The sequence below is a fragment of the Streptomyces sp. NPDC003300 genome, assembly GCF_040610915.1.
Lineage (GTDB): Bacteria > Actinomycetota > Actinomycetes > Streptomycetales > Streptomycetaceae > Actinacidiphila.
This window is the reverse complement of sequence record NZ_JBEXNE010000039.1, coordinates 23,183-38,977: the sequence shown is the minus strand read 5'-3', so window position 1 is coordinate 38,977 and position 15,795 is coordinate 23,183. Positions and strand designations below refer to the sequence as shown.

Sequence of the window (15,795 nt, the reverse complement as noted above, 5' to 3'; positions counted from 1 at the left end):
GACGGCTGGGCGGGCGCGAGTCCGCTCAGCCGGTCGTCGTCACCGGGGCGCCGGGCGGACCCGGGACACCGTGCGCACCGGGGAGGAGCGCCAGCAGGGCCCGCTTGTCGGGCTTGCCGCTGGGTGCGACCGGCATCGCATCCAGCACGGTGACGGTGGCGGGCACGGCCGCCTCGCCCAACTCCGCGCGTACGGCGCCGCGCAGGACCTCGGCGGTCGGCGTGCGCCCCACGACGGGTACGACGAAGGCGTGGGCGGCCTCACCGGTCGTCTCGTCGGGAGCCCCGACCACATATGCCTGGTCGACGTCCGGGTGGGCGGCGAGCGCGGACTCGATCGCTCCCGCGTAGTGCAGGATCGCGTTGACGAAGATGACGTCGCGGGCGCGGCCGACCAGGCGCAGATAGCCGTCGTCCGCGAGGGTGCCGAGGTCGCGGGTACGGATCCAGCCGTCGCTCACCACCTCGCGGGTCTGTTCCTCGTCCTGCCAGTAGCGCGACATGGCGCCCGCGCTGCGGACCCAGATCTCGCCGGGTGTGCCCGGCCGCACGGGGCGCCCCTGGGGATCGCGCACGCTGACATCGACGCCGGGCATCGGCCGGCCGACCGAGTCCGTCACTTGCTCCGGCCGCTCGGCCAAATCCTCGGGGGTGAGGAGCGCGAGCATGCCCGTCTCGGTCTGCCCGTACCCCTGGTGGACGGCGGTGCCGAGCCGGTCGGCGGCCTCGGCGAGCCGGTGCGGCGGCAGCGGTGAGCCCGCGACGAGCAGGACGCGCAGGCTGCTGGTGTCGATGTGCTCGGTGCGCAGGGTGTCGAGGATCTGGTAGAGCCGGGGGACGGTGCACAGGCAGGCGGTGATGCGGTGGCGCTGCCAGATCTCCGGGAAGGTGAGCGGGGGTTCGGGGATCACGGCGGTGCCGCCGTCGAGCAGACACAGGGAGAGGTGTTCGAGCATGACGGCGCTGGTGAGTGTGCCGAAGACGAGGTAGCGGCGGTATCCGGCGGCGAGTCGGGCGGTGGTCGCGCTCCACCGCGCGGGCTGCCACGACCAGTGTTCGCTGAGCGCGCGGTAGGTCTGGGCGCAGCCCTTGGGGTGGCCGGTGCTGCCGCTGGTCAGGGTGATGAGGCCGATGTCGTCGGGGCGGCCGTGCGCGGTCAGGGCGTCGGGCGATGTGTCCGCCGGTGCGGCCGACAGGTCGCGGTCCACGTGGAGCACGGGGCGGGTGCCCGCCGCCGCCAAAAGCGCGGGGGTCGCGGTCGAGTCGTCGGCGACGACCGCGTCGATTCCGGTGGACAGCACATGGGCGAGCTGGCTCGGCGTCAGTCCGGGGCGCAGCCCTGTGACGCGGCATCCCAGCAGGTGGGCGGCGATCTGGGCGGCGAAGCCCCGCGGGGTGACGGCGGTGGTGACGGCCACTCCCCCGCCGGGGCCGAGTCCGGCCGCCCGCAGTCCCGCGACGCAGCGGCGTACGAGGTCGAGCACCTCGCCGCGGCTGACGGGATGTGACCGGAATTCGAAGGCCGGGGTGCCCGGATCGAGCAGGAAAGCGTCCACGAGTGGCTGGGGAAATACCGATTCGGCCGGATTGTTCACGGCGCTCTCCGATCCGGTGGGGCGGTCACGGGGGTCGCGTTTCGGCCGCGGACAACTGCAATGCCGGGAGGGAAACCTCGGCGGGCATATGTGTGCACGGCTCGCACGGCACACGTCGGGCACTTGCGCCGAAGCTGAAATTATCCGCCCGAAGACCAAGGACCATGGTGTGATATGGATCACATCCCTGCCTATAGATGTCTCCTTTAACTCTCAACTACGGTGACTCCGTCCATCTCAGGAGCCGGGAGGCCCAGTGTCCGGAGAAGAGCGGATCGATTACCTCGTCGTCGGTGCGGGACCCGCGGGAATCCAGGCGGCATATTTCCTGGAACGCGCGGGACGCGACTATCTGGTCGTCGAGGCGGGCGCGGCTCCCGGCACCTTCTTCACGAGGTTTCCCAGACACAGGAAACTCATATCCATCAACAAGGTGCACACCGGCTGGGACGATCCCGAGCTGAATCTGCGCACCGACTGGAACTCACTGCTGTCCGACGAGGGCTCGCCGCTGTTCACCGCGGTCACGCCCCGGTACTTCCCCGACGCCGACGACATGGTCGGCTATCTCGCCGACTTCGCCGACACCCACCGCCTGCGGATCCGCTACGGCACGCGGATCACCCGTATCTCCCGGCGACCGGCGCAGGACGGCGGTCCGCGCGGGGACTTCGAGACCGTGGACCAGGACGGCACCGTCCGCAGAGCCCGGCGGCTGATCATGGCGACCGGCGTGTCCCGCCCCTACATCCCGCCCATCGAGGGCGTGGAACTGGCCGAGCGGTACGACCTGATGCCGGTCGACCCGGCCGGGTTCACCGGGCAGCGGGTACTGATCATCGGGCGGGGCAATTCGGCCTTCGAGACCGCCGACAACCTCATCGAGACGGCCTCGGTCATCCATGTGGCGGGACCCGGCTCGCTGCGGCTCGCCTGGCAGACCCATTTCGTGGGGCATCTGCGGGCGGTGAACAACAATTTCCTGGACACGTATCAGCTCAAGTCGCAAAATGCCCTGCTCGACGGGGAGATCATGCGCATCACCAGGGACGGCGAGGGCGGCCCGTACCGGGTCCCGGTGAAATTCGCGCGGGTGAACGAGGTGGTCAAGGAGATCACCTACGACCGGGTTATCCTTGCCACCGGTTTCCGCTTCGACGCCTCGGTCTTCGCCGAGGAATGCCGCCCGGAACTGACCATCAAGGACAGATTCCCAGCGCAGACGGACGCCTGGGAATCCCCGAACGTACCCGATCTGTATTTCGCCGGCACGATCACTCAGGTGCGGGATTTCAAGAAGTCCACCAGCGGTTTCATTCACGGCTTCCGCTACGGTGTCCGCGCGCTGCACCGCATCCTGGAACAGCGTTACCACGACCGGCCGTGGCCGCGCCGGGAACTGGCCGCCGATCCCGCCGGTCCCGGCGACCGCACCGATCGCACAGACCGCACAGACCGCACCGACCGCACCGACCCCGCCGGACTCCCTGGGACGATCGCCGAAGCGGTGATCGAGCGGGTGAACCGCAGCTCCGCCCTGTGGCAGCTCTTCGGTTTCCTCGGCGACGCGGTCATCGCCTCCCGAGGACCGTCGGGCGAATCGGTCGGCTATCACGAGGAGGTGCCGGTCGACCATCTCCACCAGGCGGTCGGCGACGGCGTCTTCGGAGACGTCGGCCGCTATCTGACGGTCACCCTCGAATACGGCGCCGACCACGACAAGGTGAATCCGTTCGACATCTCCGTGGGCCGGGTGTCGCAGCAGGCGACCGCCGGGCTCGACGGCCGCTATCTCCACCCGGTGGTGCGGCTGTTCGAGAACGGCAAGCCGGTCGCGGAGCACCACATCACGGAGAATCTGGAGAACGAGTGGGACAGCGAGGAGGTCCACCGCGCCCCGCTCGTCCGCTTTCTGACGGACCATCCCGTCACGGGTGACGCCCCCGTCCCCGCCGCCGACCCGTCGTGAACGGGGTGCTGTCGGCGCTGCGGGACAGAGCCCGTGCCCGACTCGACCCGGTCCACTGGGACTTCTACGAGGGCGGCGCGGGCACCGAGACCGCCCTGGCCGAGAACGAACGCGCCTTCGCCCGGCTGGCCCTGCTGCCCCGGGTGCTGACCGGCACGGGCCACCCGGACACCAACGTGTCGCTGCCCGGCGGCCGGGCGTCGATGCCGGTGGTGGTCTCCCCCACCGCCTTCCACCGGCTGGCCCATCCGGACGGCGAACGCGCCACGGCGCGTGCTGCCGCGGCGGCCGACACCGTACTGATCACCTCGCAGGCGGCCACCACCGCCGTGGACGAGGTCACCGCCGCCGCCCGCTCGGTGCGGTCCGACGCCGTGGTGTGGTTCCAGCTCTATCTCCAGCCGGAGGCCGAGGTCACCGCCGCGCTCGTCCGGCGCGCGGAGAAGGCGGGCTGTACCGCGCTGGTGGTCACGGCGGACTCGCCGGTCTTCGGCCGCCGGGGCCGGGACGAGCGCAACGGCTTCCACGACCTGCCGCCGGGACTGGCCGCCGAGAACATGCGGGATCTGCCCGGCGCGCCGCCCGGCCGCACCCGCGACATCGCGATGTCACCGGCCCTGTCCTGGGACGACCTGCGCCGCCTGCGGGACGTCACCGGCCTGCCGGTTGTGCTGAAGGGCGTTCTGCACCCCGCCGACGCCCGGCGCGCGGTCGACGAGGGCGTACAGGCGCTGATCGTCTCCAACCATGGCGGCCGTCAGCTCGACGCGGCACCGGCCACCGTCGAGGCGCTGCCCGCGGTGGCCGACGCGGTCGGCGGGCGCGTCCCCGTGCTGCTGGACGGCGGAGTGCGCGGCGGCTGCGACGTGGTGGTCGCGCTGGCGCTCGGCGCGGCGGCGGTCGGCATCGGCAGGCCCGTGCTGTGGGGCCTCGCGGCGGACGGCGAGGCGGGCGTGACCGCCGTACTGGAGGAATTGCGGGCCGAGTTGGCGCATGTGCTGACGCTCTGCGGCAGCGCCGACTGCCGCGGCCCGGCACGCGATCAGGTCGTGGCGCGGGGGGCGAGGGCGTGCTGAGGCGCGCCGGGGCGGCGGCGCTCGCGCTGTCCGTCCCCTACTGGCTGCCGCGGACCGTCGTCGCCCTGCGGGTGAGGGTCTTCGCCCGGATCAACGGCCCGGAGGGCGTGGTCGTCCCCAACGCGGAGGTGGCCGCGGACCGCTTCACCGAGTTGTACGAGCATCCGGCCGCCAGCGGTCGCAGCAAGGGCGCGGCACTGTCCGATCTGTTCTGGTACTGGCTCTCCCCCGGTCCCGAGGTCCACCAGGAGCATCTGGAGCCGGGGCCCCGCTACGACGCCGTCGCACGGACCACCGCCGCGATCCTCGCCGGGACCAGCGCCGAACTCGCCGCGGCCGCGGCCCGGCGGACGGCGCGGGTGCTGGACGAACTCGTGCCGGGCGACGCCGCGTTGGTGCGGCTGCGGGATCTGATGATGCCGGTCTGGGCGGAGTTCTTCTACGGCCTGGTCTTCCGCGAGCCGTGCCCGCCGCACGCGCGCCGGCTCATCGTGGCCAATGCCGAGGACGTCATCAACTCCCTGAAGAACACCCGCCTTCGGCACATGCGGCGGCGCGAGCGGCTGACCCGCTACCTGCTGCGCAGGCTGGCCGCGGGGGACGTACCGCACGCGCTGCCCGCGGAGTTGGCGTCGCCGAAGGACCGCGCGCACTACCTCCAGGGCACCTTCTTCAACACCGCGGTCGTGCAGATGTCGGAGGCGATGGCGCATCTGCTGCTGATGCTCGCCGCGGAATCCGACGTCCAGCAGCGGCTGGCGGACCACCCCGAGGACGACCGGTACCTGTCCCACGTGATGAACGAGACGCTGCGGATGTACCCGCTGTTCGGCATCGCGCACCGCGTCACGGCCGAGGAGATCGACCTCGGCGGCGGCGCGCGCTATCCGGCGGGCACGGTGCTGTGCTTCGACTATCCCGCCTACCACGCGACGGGGTACGCCGATCCGGACACGTTCGACCCGGAGCGGTGGAATCGGACGTCCGCCAAGCACGCGCACCACATCCCCTTCGGGGTGGCCGCGAACCGGCCCTGCCCCGCCTGGCGGCTCGCCCCGCTGATCATGCGGGCCGCGACCCGCGAGGTGCTGGCCCGCTTCACCCTGCACACCGCGGTGTCGCACACCCGCTCCATCCCGCACCGCGCGCCCTGCCTGCTGGTGCGCCACGACCGGCCGCTGCCGCGGTACCGGATCGCCGCCGTCCGGGCGTTCCTGCGGGTCCGCGACCGCTGGGAGGACGTCGGCCGCAGTCTGCTCCAACTGGCCTTCGGCACCTGGATGGTGCTGGACGCGCGGCGGCAGCGGCCGACAGAGCGGTGGTTCACCGCGCACGACACGCAGGGCCGCCCGCTGACCGGCGCGCGTCCGGGCGGTCACGGCCCGGACGACGACGCGTCCGGCGGGCCCGCGGACCGCTGTCCTCACCCCCACTGACCCCGGCAGTCACAGGCACTGCCTCCCCCCATGAATCCGCACCCGCCGAAGGGCAGCCCGCCATGTCCGCGACCGCGCTCGGCCCCGCCTTCCTGCTCGCCGTCGTCGTCATCCTCCTCACCTGCCGGATCGCCGCCTGGGCGCTGCGCCCGCTCGCCCAGCCGCCCGTAGTGGCCGAGATGATCGCGGGCGTACTCCTCGGTCCCTCCGTACTCGGCCTCGTCGCCCCCTCGTGGGAGCACGCCGTCTTCCCCGCAGACCTGCGGCCCGTGCTGTACGTGGCCGGGCAACTCGGTCTGGTGCTCTTCATGTTCCAGGCGGGGTACGAATTCCGCGTCGACCGGATCAAACCGGTGGCCAGACCCGCCGCGCTGATCTCGACGGCCGGGATTCTCGTACCGCTGGCACTGGGCACCGCGCTGGTGTGGGCCGTGCGCGATTCGGTGCACACCGCTCCCGCCGGTGTGCCGATGTACGTGGCCGCGCCCTTCGTCGGCGTCACACTGTCGATCACCGCGTTCCCCATGCTGGCCAGGATCATCACCGAACGCGGCCTGACCGACACGGCGTTCGGCACCATCTCGCTCGCGGCCGGCGCGCTGGACGACGTCGTCGCGTGGATTCTGCTGGCGGGCGTCCTCAGCCTGTCGCGCGGCACCTCCGGGCCCGTCGTGCTCGCGGTGGCGGGCGCGGCCGGTCTCGCGGTGGTGCTGTTCGCACTGGTGCGGCTGCGCGGTCCCGCGATCCGGATCGCGGAGCGGCTGCCCTCGGATCAACTGCTGCTGGTGACCTTGCTGTTGCTGTGCCTGGCGGCCTGGTACACCGACCGGATCGGCCTCTACGCGGTCTTCGGCGCTTTCAGCCTGGGCGTCGCGTATCCGAGGGCGCCGAGGATCGACCGTACGCTGGAGGCCGCGGCGCCGGTCAGCCGCGTCCTGCTGCTGCCGCTGTTCTTCACGTACTCCGGGCTGAACACCGACACCGGTCTGCTGACCGACCCGACGCTGCTGCTGTTCGCCGCGGGCTGCACGCTGGCCGCCGTGGTCGGGAAGTTCGGCGCGTGCTGGCTGGCCGCCAGGCTCGCCGGGCAGAGCGGTCCCGTGGCGCTGCGGGTCGGCACCCTGATGAACGCGCGCGGGCTGATGCAGCTCATCGCCATCAACGTCGGGCTGGCGGAGGGCGTGGTGACGCGGTCGATGTTCACCGTGCTCGTCCTGGTCGCGCTCGTGACCACGGTGATGGCCACGCCGCTGCTGGCGCTGTGGGACCGGCGGGACGGCGGCGTCCCGGACGCGCCCGCCGTCCCCGCCGCACCGCCTCCGTCGAAGGTCTCCGCCGTCAGCGAGTGAGGACGCGGCCTCGCCGCCGGGCCGGACGCGGCGCGGTCAGCGGGGCACGCCGAACGAGCTGAGCGGTGTCGGACGAAGCGGCTTCCCGTGCCAGGCCGCCGTGAAGTCGCGGGCGGCGAGCGAGCACGTGAGCGTCAAGTGATGCGGGGTCTCCAGGAATCCCAGCTCGGCGACGAAGGTGTCGGCGTCGGTCCAGCCCGCGCTGACCGCGGTCGGTACGGGGACGGCGGGCCGTTCGGCGACCGCCCAGCCGGTCCCGGCGAAGCGCAGCGCGAACGGCGGCTCTTTGTCGTTCTTCGCCTGGTCGAGCGTGAGGATCCAGCCGTCGGCGTCGGCCGTCAACTCCACCGCCGTCAGGCTCGGTTGGGCCTCGGCCTCGCCGTCGCGCGGCGCGAACCGCACCCCGGACCACGCCTCGGTGTCGGCGGGCGCCGCCTCCCCCTCGACCGTCGGGAGGACGAGCCGGGACAGCCGCTCGCGCAGCGCCGCGTCCTCGGCGCTCTCCTCCGCGTCCTGCCCCGCGGCGCTCACCGGCTCCGGCCCGAAGGCGGGCAGCAGGTGCTCCCAGATCATGTCCATCACGGACTGCATGAGATCGGTGTTCGCGGTGATCGCGATCACCACGTCCTGCTCGGGCAGCACGACGCAGAACTGCCCGACCGCCCCGTCACCGCGGTAGCCGTGGCGCGACATCCAGAACTGGAAGCCGTATCCCTGCGCCCAGTCGGAGTTCCGCGCCTCGGGCGAGCCGTCGCCGTTGTCGACGTGCGCGCGGGTCGCCTGCGCGACCCAGGACGCCGGAAGGAGCTGCTCGCCCTCCCACACGCCCTTGTCGAGGTAGAGCTGGCCGAGTCGGGCGACCGCGTCGGTGGCGGCGTGCAGCCCGCTGTAGCCCAGCTCGCGGCCCGCCCTGTCGCGCTCCCACAGCGTCTCGCCGATGCCGAGCGGATCGAGCAGCCGGGGCCGCAGGTACTCGGTCAGCGTCTGTCCGGTGGCGCGCTGGATGATGGCGCCGAGGGTGTACGTGGTGGGCTGGTTGTACGCGAACACCGAGCCCGGCTCGCGGTCCGGCGGGATCAGCAGGAAGCCGCGGACGGGCTCTTCCGCGTCGATCGCGTGCGCCTGGACCACGGTCTCGGACAGGTGACCGCTGGCCATGGAGGCGATGTGTCGCACCTTCATGGCGCGGCTTCCGGGATCGGTGATGTCGGCGTCGAATTCGGGGAAGTAGGAGATGACCCGGGCGTCCAGGTCCAGCAGTCCCTCGTCGATGGCGAAGCCCACGGCCGATCCGGTGAAGCTCTTGCTGATCGAGTAGAGCCGGTGCGGCCGGTCGGCGGTGAAGGGAGCCCACCAGCCGGAGGCGACCACGCGGCCGTGCCGCAGGATCATCAGGCCGTGCGGTTCGACACCGGGCGCCGCCTCGATCGCGTCGAGGAACGCGTGGACTCCGCGGGCGTCGACGCCTTGCGCGGCCGGGCTGCTGACGGGCAGCGGGTGAGCGGTCATCGGGCTTCCTCCTGCTGCTGGATCTTCGACGGCCATCCTCGCCGCGCCCCGGCACGGGTGTCCAGGGGGGGTGTCGTCGGCGGGCCGCCGGACAGATCCGCGCGCGGGGCCGCCGCGTCCCGTCCGCCGGGTCCCGTACGGCCCCGGTGACGCGGCGCGGTCGCACCGAATAGCGGGCATTCCGCATTCCGAATGGCCGCCATTCGCATAACGGGTGCGGATTATCGGCGGCCCGACCGTCGAGAACTCCCGCTATTCGTCCCGCGGATGACCGCCTTCCGAAAGACGCGATCGACGCAGATGGGAGGCGTCGATACGTTCATCCCCAACTTGTCGACGGCGCGTTGCCGCCCACGTCGGGCAGTGTTCGGCAATTCGCGCCACGCCGGAGAGGACGTCATGTCACCCCCCCACCCCATGGTGATCGCACCCGCTCCACCCCGTATGAGCCGCCGTCTGCTGACCTGGGTGCTGACCGCCCTGGCCATGCTCACCGTGGTCCCGCTGATGACGGTGACCGCCGCGACGTCGGCCACCGCCGCCGAAACCCCCCTCAACCCCAGCCAGTTCCACGGCGTGCACTGGTCGCGCCTCGGGGACAACTTCACCTTCGACAGGCTCGTTCTCCAGGGCCTGTCGGCCAACGACGACTACAACTCCGCCAGGACCAAGGCCGACGGTATGTTCGCCGCGTTCCAGAGCACTCTGGGCGCCAACACCGTGCGGCTGCCGATGAATCCCGCCACGGTCAACTGGAACACCTACAACGCCGTGATCGACGCGGCGACGGCCAAGGGCTTCAAGGTCATTCTCTGTTACTGGTCGGAGGACGGCAGCAACACGATAACCAGCGCTTACCTGCCCACCTGGAATCAGATGTGGGACACGGAGATCGCCCGGTATCTGAGCAATCCGCTCATCTCCTTCGACCCGATGAACGAGCCCGTCGGCATGACCACTCCCCAGTGGCTCGACTTCGCCGCCAACTGGATCGCCCGGGCGAGCGCGGCCGGGCTGCCCAGGAGCCGGATGTTCATCGAGGGGGCCCAGGCCGACGGCGGCGGCTGGGGAAGCGACCTCAGGCCGCTGTGCAACGACTCCCGTTTCAACGGGGTCTATCTCGCGATGCACCGCTACGCCTTCCCCTACGGCGCGCGGTCGTACAGCGACTGGGTCAACGACATCAAGACCTACATGGGCAACTGCTCCTCGCGCACCGTCATCGAGGAGTTCGGCGCCGACGCCGACAACGGCATCAACTACGACGCCACGCCCAGCAGCACCACGCCCAAGGAAGTCGCCTTCCTGCGGGCCGTCACCGATGTCGCCCGCCAGTACAACCTGGGCACGATCTGGTGCCACGGCATCGGCGGCAGGACCACCAGTTCCGACCACGACTCGCTGAACATCCTCAGGCTCTACAGCGCGTACGGCGGCGGCACCCAGAATCTGCCGCTGTGGGTCCCGAACCAGACGGCCGTCAACCGCCTCGAATACGCCTGGGGCGCGTCCGGTGCGAGCACGACCCGGCTGCGCGATGTCGGGTACACCGCGTGCCTCGACATCCCCGGCGCGTCCCACGTCAATGACGTCCAGCTCCAGGTGGCGGGCTGCGGCGCCGGCGACAACCAGCAGTGGACACGCCAGTCCAACGGCGCGATCAGCGTCTACAACGGGACGAAGTGCCTGGACGCCCAGGGCTTCGGCAAGACCAACGGCACTCATGTCATCAGCCATGACTGTCTGGGCACCGCCAACCAGCAGTGGCTGTTCTTCTCCGACGGCACGGTCCGCGGCGTCGATTCGCACCTCTGCCTGGACGCCGACCTCTACAGCGCCCAGAACGTCCAGCTCTGGTCCTGCGGGAACGGCACCAACCAGAAATGGCAGCTCCTGTGACGAGGACGCCTGCCGGGCACATGCGCCGCCGGTCGCGGAGACTCCACCCCGCGGCCGGCGGCGCTCGCCGAGTCGGCGGGCGGCGGCACCGTGCAGGAGGCGGCGGAAGCCGCCGCTCCGGGCCATTCGCTTAACGGATTGACGCCTCCCGAAACACGAACTTCACACGCACGACTCTTGGCCTTAGCGTCATCCGCATCCTGACAGGCCGATATACGGCGTCCGGAGATCAGGTGTACCGGGGCGTCAGATCAGGTGTACCGGGACGTCCCCCATCACTTCACGGAGGAAACATGTCTGCCGGAATTGCGAGCCGAGGATGACGGGCGGGGCGCCGGCGATCGTGGTGCGCAATGTGTCGAAGTCGTTCGGCGGTGTCGCGGCGGTCCAGAATGTGTCCTTCACCGTATCGGGCGGCGAAGTCGTCGCATTGGCGGGTGAGAACGGCGCGGGGAAATCCACGGTGAAGAACATCATCGGCGGAATCCTGCGTCCCGACACCGGGCGGGTCGACTTCGGCGGGCCCGGCGCCGACGCCGACAAGGCGGGTGCGGCGGGCGGGACGGGCGGTGCGGCGGCCGGAACGGGCGCTGCGAGAAAGCGCTCAGGTGTTGCCACGGTGCACCAGGAGACCAGTCTCTTCCCGGATCTCACGGTCGCCGAGAACATCCTCATCGGCCGGCTGCGCGACGGCCGCTCGCTGACCGTCAGGCCAGGACACCTCAAGCGGCTCGCGGCCCCCGTCCTGCACCGTGTCGGCGCGCGCTTCGGCCCGGAGGCGCTCGTACGGGACCTGTCCGCCGGGCAGCGGCAGTTGGTGGAGATCGCCAAGGCGCTGGCCACCGAACCGCGGGCCATCGTCTTCGACGAGCCGACCGCTTCGCTCAACCTCGCGGAACGCGAACTGATCATGCGGATCATCGAGCAGTTGCGCGCCGACGGAGTGGCGGTTCTCTACATCTCGCACTATCTGGAGGAGATCGCGCGGCTCAGCCAGCGCATCGTGGTGATGCGGGACGGACAGGTCGTCGGCGACCGCCCGACGAGCGAACTGGACCGCAGCGCGCTCGAAGCCCTCATGGTGGGACGCGAACTCGCCCGGGGATACCCGGCGCTTCCGCGTCCGCGGTCCGAGACCATGCTCTCGGTGCGGGACCTCGACGACGACGCACGCGTCAGCGGGGTCTCGTTCGACATCGCCAAGGGCGAGATCTTCGGGCTCGCGGGGCTGATGGGCTCCGGTCGCACCGAGGTCGCCAGGGCCGTCTTCGGGCTCGGCGGCAGGACCGGGCGGATCGAGATCGCGGGGCAGCCGCTGCGCCGCGGCGATGTCCGCGCGGCCATCGCGGCCGGAATCGCGTTCGTCACCGAGGACCGCGCGCACGAAGGGCTCTTTCTGGAGCGGCCCATTCGGGAAAGTCTCTCCCATGTCGACCTCGGCTCGGTCTCCGCCGCGCGAAAGGGCGGCTGGCTGGACCACCGGGCCGAACGGCGTCTGGCCCAGGAACTCGCCGCCAAGGTCGGGCTCGTCGCCCGCGGCGGCCTGGAATCCGGTGGGAATTCACTCAGCGGCGGAAACCAGCAGAAAGTCGTCATCGGCAAGTGGCTTGCCAGGAAACCACGTCTGATCATTCTGGACGAGCCGACCCGGGGAATCGACGTCGGCGCCAAGGCGGAAATCTACCGTCTTCTCATCGATCTGGCCGACAGCGGATCGTCCATCCTGCTCATCAGTTCGGAAATGGAGGAAGTGCTCGGCCTCAGCCACCGCGTCGGGGTCATGCACGACGGCAGATTGGTTGACATTCTCGACAGGTCCCAGGCCACTCAGGAAACGGTGATCAGGCTCGCCACGGGCGGCGTCCGATGAGAACCCCTTCGTGGCTGTACGACGGCCCCCGCGCGCTGGTGCGGCGACAGCCGCTGCTGCCCGTGCTGGCGGTGCTGCTGATCGTTCTGTCGGTGTCCTACGACGGCTTCGCCGGTACGGCGAACTTCCGCAACATCGCCGTACAGGCGAGTCCCCTGACCATCGCGGCGGTCGGCGCGACCTACGTGGTCATCACGTCGGGAATCGACCTGTCCGTCGGCTCGATGCTGTTCCTGGCCGCCGCCGTCGAGTCCAGCGACGCCCTGATCGGCAGGCCCGCGGGCGTGGTGTTCCTCGCCGTCGCCGCGGCGGGGGTGTGCATGGGGCTGCTCAACGGCGCCGCGGTCGCGACGAGCCGGGTGCCCGCCCTCATCGTCACCCTCGCCACTCTCCAGGTGTTCCGCGGCGCCGGGGGTCATATCACCGGCCAGCAGAACATCAACCTCCCGGCGAATCTGCGGGACATCGGCACATCGGCGGTGCTGGGGATTCCCGCGCCGGTCTGGCTGGCGGCGGCCGCGGCGCTCGGCGGGGGCTGGGTGTTCAGCCGCACGCTGTTCGGCCGGTATCTCCAGGCGGTGGGTTCCCACCGCGACGCCGCCGTCAACGCGGGCCTGCCGGTGAAGTGGGTGACCGTCGGGGCGTACGCGCTGGCCGGGCTGCTGGCCGCGCTCGCGTCCCTCACCCAGACCGGCCGCCTCGGCGCCGTTCAGCCGTCCATCGGCCAGGGCTACGAACTGACGGTCATCACGGCCGTCGTCCTCGGCGGGACGAGTCTGTTCGGTGGCCGCGGCAGCATCACCGGCACCGTCCTGGGCGCCCTCGTCCTCACGACCGCGCAGACCGGACTGGTGTTCTCCGGGGCCTCTCCCTATGTCTTCGACATCGTCCGGGGCGCCGTTCTGCTCGTCGCTGTTCTCGCCGCCGCCGTCCGGTGGCGCAATCCGGTCCGGCTGTTCGGTCCGACCCGTACCTCTCCGTCGGACGGCCCCCGGACCGTGCCCGCGGAGGCCGGCGCAACGAAACTGAAGGAGCTCAGATGAAGCCGAACCTGATCACAAGATGCGCGGCCGTCGCGGCCGTGGCCTGCCTGGCGCTGACGGCCTGTGGCTCGTCCTCGAAGTCCGGGGCGGGATCGACGTCCGGGGGCAAGCACGGCACGATCGGGGTCAGTTTCGATCTGCTCAACGCGATCCGCACCTCGGAGAAGGTCTCCATCGAGAAGGCGGCGGCAGCGGCCGGTTACAAGGTCGTCTTCTCCGTCGCGGACCAGGACGCGCAGAAGCAGGCGTCGCAGATCCAGGATCTGATCCAGACCCGCAAGGTCGACGCGCTCATCGTCATCGCGCAGGACGGGAAGCAGATCGCCTCCTCGATCAGCCTGGCCAAGGCCCGCCGCGTTCCCTTCGTGACCATCGACCGGGCGGTCGCCGACGAACAGGACATCACGTTCCAGATCACCGGCGACCCCAAGGCGGACGGCAAGCTGGCGGCGGACGAGTTCGCCGCGGCGGCCAAGTCCAAGCCGTTGAAGGTGCTGGAGCTGGTGGGCGCGCTCACCGACCAGAACGCGATCGGCCGCAGGGACGGCTTCGACCACACGCTGGACGGCAACCCCGACGTCACGGTGGTCAGCCGGGTCCCCACCAACTGGGACCCGTCCCAGGCGCTGGACGGCACCTCCAACGCGCTGCAGAAGGACTCCGGCATCAACGCGATCTTCGTTCCGTCGGACTTCCTTCTGCCGTCGGTGCAGTCGGCGCTCACCACCGCCAAGCGGCTCGCCCCGATCGGCGACCCCAAGCATGTGTTCCTGGTGACGATCGACGGTGACGAGAACGGCTGCAAGGCCATCAAGGACAAGACCCTCGACGCCGACATAGCCACCCGCGTCGACCAGTTCGGCAAGGAGGCCGTCGCGTCGATCGCCACGGCGCTGGCCAAGCAGACCGTCAACCCCAAGACGGTCCAGAGCGCGGGCGTGACTCTCAACCAGGCCAACTTCGCGGCCGTCAGCTCCCAGGTGTGGGGTTGCGGTGCCTGAGACCGCCGACACCGGATCGCGTCCGGGCCGCCTGTCGTGGCTGCGTGATCCGGCCCGTCGTCCCGCCTGGTTCGGCGATCTGTCGATGCTGCCGGCCCTCGCCGTGCTGATCGCCGTCCTGAGCCTGACCACCGACGGCCTGCTGACGTCGTCGAACATCACCAATGTGTTCAGCCAGTCGGCCGTCGTCGCGATCGCCGCCATCGGCGCGACCTTCGTGATCCTCACCGGCGGCATCGACCTGTCCACCGGGAGCGTGATCGGCGCCAGCGGCGTCGCGGGGGCGTGGGTCATCACCACGACCGACAGCGTCGCGGCGGGCATCACGTTCGCGCTGCTGACCGGGGCGGCCATCGGTGTGCTGGTCGGACTGCTGGTCGCCAGGCTGCCCGTCGTGCCGTTCGCGGTGACGCTCGCGGCGCTGTACGTCGTCAGCGGCGCCACGACGCTGCTCAGCCACGGCAGGACGATCGCCCCCGTCCCGACCGGTTTCGTCGACTTCAGCATCGACGGGCCCGGCGGTGTGCCGTACGCCGTGTGGATGGCGGTCGGGCTGTACGTGGTCGCACAGGTCGCCCTGACGCGCACGGCGTGGGGCCGCCGGGTCCTGCTGCTGGGAGCCAGCGAGGAGGTCGCCCGGATCAACGGGGTCAACGTCCCCCTCATGAAGACCAGCGTGTACGCGGTGGCCGGTCTGTTCTCGGCGCTGGCCGGTGTCGTGCTGACCTCGGAACTGGCCGGGGCGGGAGCGAGCATGGGCAGCCCCCTGCTGCTCAACATCGTCGGCGGCGTGGTCCTCGGCGGCACCAGTCTGTTCGGCGGCCGGGGCAGCCTGCTGCGCACCGCGACAGGGGTGCTGTTCCTCGGCTTCCTCTCCAACGGCATGAGCCTGCTCGGACTGGCCTCCTACGACCAGCAGATGGTGACCGGCGCGCTCATCTTCGTCGCCGCCTGCGGGGACGGTCTGGTGCGCTGGGTACGCCCACGGTCGGCCACCGCCTGACCGCCGCCGTCGCCGTCGCCGTACCTCACTCAACAACTCGACCCAT

The 15,795-nt window shown here is 70.7% G+C and carries 12 protein-coding genes; 9 read left to right on the top strand and 3 right to left on the bottom strand.

Annotation, left to right across the window (positions count from 1 at the left end; translation table 11 throughout):
• Positions 1–25: 25 nt before the first annotated feature.
• The gene (locus tag ABZX65_RS33930; RefSeq protein ID WP_355349075.1) at positions 26–1,555 is read right to left on the bottom strand and encodes a fatty acid--CoA ligase family protein; all 1,530 of its coding nucleotides are present in this window, start codon (positions 1,553–1,555) and stop codon (positions 26–28) included.
• A gap of 295 nt (positions 1,556–1,850) precedes the next feature.
• On the opposite strand from ABZX65_RS33930, the gene ABZX65_RS33925 reads away from it, so the two are divergent.
• The 4 genes from ABZX65_RS33925 to ABZX65_RS33910 all read left to right on the top strand — a co-directional run bounded on the left by ABZX65_RS33925 (position 1,851) and on the right by ABZX65_RS33910 (position 7,424).
• Positions 1,851–3,563: an NAD(P)-binding domain-containing protein gene (locus ABZX65_RS33925; protein WP_355349072.1), complete on the top strand. Its 1,713-nt coding sequence runs from the start codon at positions 1,851–1,853 to the stop codon at positions 3,561–3,563.
• Positions 3,560–4,639 carry an alpha-hydroxy acid oxidase gene (locus ABZX65_RS33920; protein WP_355349069.1) on the top strand — a complete coding sequence of 360 codons (1,080 nt, stop codon included), beginning with the start codon at positions 3,560–3,562 and terminating at the stop codon, positions 4,637–4,639. Before ABZX65_RS33925 ends, ABZX65_RS33920 begins: the two co-directional genes overlap by 4 nt.
• The gene (locus ABZX65_RS33915; protein ID WP_355349066.1) at positions 4,633–6,075 is read left to right on the top strand and encodes a cytochrome P450; all 1,443 of its coding nucleotides are present in this window, start codon (positions 4,633–4,635) and stop codon (positions 6,073–6,075) included. Before ABZX65_RS33920 ends, ABZX65_RS33915 begins: the two co-directional genes overlap by 7 nt.
• A gap of 62 nt (positions 6,076–6,137) precedes the next feature.
• Complete coding sequence (locus ABZX65_RS33910) at positions 6,138–7,424, top strand: cation:proton antiporter (protein ID WP_355349063.1); 1,287 nt, start codon at positions 6,138–6,140, stop codon at positions 7,422–7,424.
• Between the two features lie 36 nt (positions 7,425–7,460).
• On the opposite strand, the gene ABZX65_RS33905 is transcribed toward ABZX65_RS33910, so the two are convergent.
• The gene (locus ABZX65_RS33905) at positions 7,461–8,933 is read right to left on the bottom strand and encodes a serine hydrolase domain-containing protein (protein ID WP_355349060.1); all 1,473 of its coding nucleotides are present in this window, start codon (positions 8,931–8,933) and stop codon (positions 7,461–7,463) included.
• Between the two features lie 444 nt (positions 8,934–9,377).
• Here ABZX65_RS33905 and ABZX65_RS33900 point away from each other — a divergent pair, with 444 nt between their 5' ends.
• Positions 9,378–10,832 carry a ricin-type beta-trefoil lectin domain protein gene (locus ABZX65_RS33900; protein ID WP_355349057.1) on the top strand — a complete coding sequence of 485 codons (1,455 nt, stop codon included), beginning with the start codon at positions 9,378–9,380 and terminating at the stop codon, positions 10,830–10,832.
• Positions 10,833–11,078: 246 nt separating this feature from the next.
• On the opposite strand, the gene ABZX65_RS33895 is transcribed toward ABZX65_RS33900, so the two are convergent.
• Positions 11,079–11,309, bottom strand: a complete 231-nt coding sequence (locus tag ABZX65_RS33895) for a hypothetical protein (protein WP_355349123.1) — start codon at positions 11,307–11,309, stop codon at positions 11,079–11,081.
• Between ABZX65_RS33895 and ABZX65_RS33890 the strand changes: the two genes are divergently transcribed.
• From ABZX65_RS33890 to ABZX65_RS33875, 4 genes are read left to right on the top strand one after another with little or no spacing between them, the layout of a single operon-like run.
• A complete protein-coding gene (locus ABZX65_RS33890) occupies positions 11,227–12,702 on the top strand; it encodes a sugar ABC transporter ATP-binding protein (protein ID WP_355349117.1) in 1,476 nt (491 codons plus the stop codon). The genes ABZX65_RS33895 and ABZX65_RS33890 overlap by 83 nt on opposite strands.
• Positions 12,699–13,745, top strand: a complete 1,047-nt coding sequence (locus ABZX65_RS33885; RefSeq protein ID WP_355349054.1) for an ABC transporter permease — start codon at positions 12,699–12,701, stop codon at positions 13,743–13,745. Before ABZX65_RS33890 ends, ABZX65_RS33885 begins: the two co-directional genes overlap by 4 nt.
• On the top strand, positions 13,742–14,746 hold the full coding sequence (locus tag ABZX65_RS33880; RefSeq protein ID WP_355349051.1) for a sugar ABC transporter substrate-binding protein: 1,005 nt from the start codon (positions 13,742–13,744) through the stop codon (positions 14,744–14,746). Before ABZX65_RS33885 ends, ABZX65_RS33880 begins: the two co-directional genes overlap by 4 nt.
• Positions 14,739–15,749 (top strand): ABC transporter permease, encoded by a 1,011-nt coding sequence (locus tag ABZX65_RS33875; protein ID WP_355349048.1) that lies wholly within the window; start codon positions 14,739–14,741, stop codon positions 15,747–15,749. Before ABZX65_RS33880 ends, ABZX65_RS33875 begins: the two co-directional genes overlap by 8 nt.
• Positions 15,750–15,795: the final 46 nt, after the last annotated feature.

Coding starts and splice junctions, on each gene's coding strand:
- ABZX65_RS33910 (WP_355349063.1), top strand. CDS start 6,138: ATGTCCGCGACCGCGCTCGGCCCCGCCTTCCTGCTCGCCGTCGTCGTC.
- ABZX65_RS33905 (WP_355349060.1), bottom strand. CDS start 8,933: ATGACCGCTCACCCGCTGCCCGTCAGCAGCCCGGCCGCGCAAGGCGTC.
- ABZX65_RS33900 (WP_355349057.1), top strand. CDS start 9,378: ATGAGCCGCCGTCTGCTGACCTGGGTGCTGACCGCCCTGGCCATGCTC.
- ABZX65_RS33895 (WP_355349123.1), bottom strand. CDS start 11,309: ATGATGTTCTTCACCGTGGATTTCCCCGCGCCGTTCTCACCCGCCAAT.
- ABZX65_RS33885 (WP_355349054.1), top strand. CDS start 12,699: ATGAGAACCCCTTCGTGGCTGTACGACGGCCCCCGCGCGCTGGTGCGG.
- ABZX65_RS33880 (WP_355349051.1), top strand. CDS start 13,742: ATGAAGCCGAACCTGATCACAAGATGCGCGGCCGTCGCGGCCGTGGCC.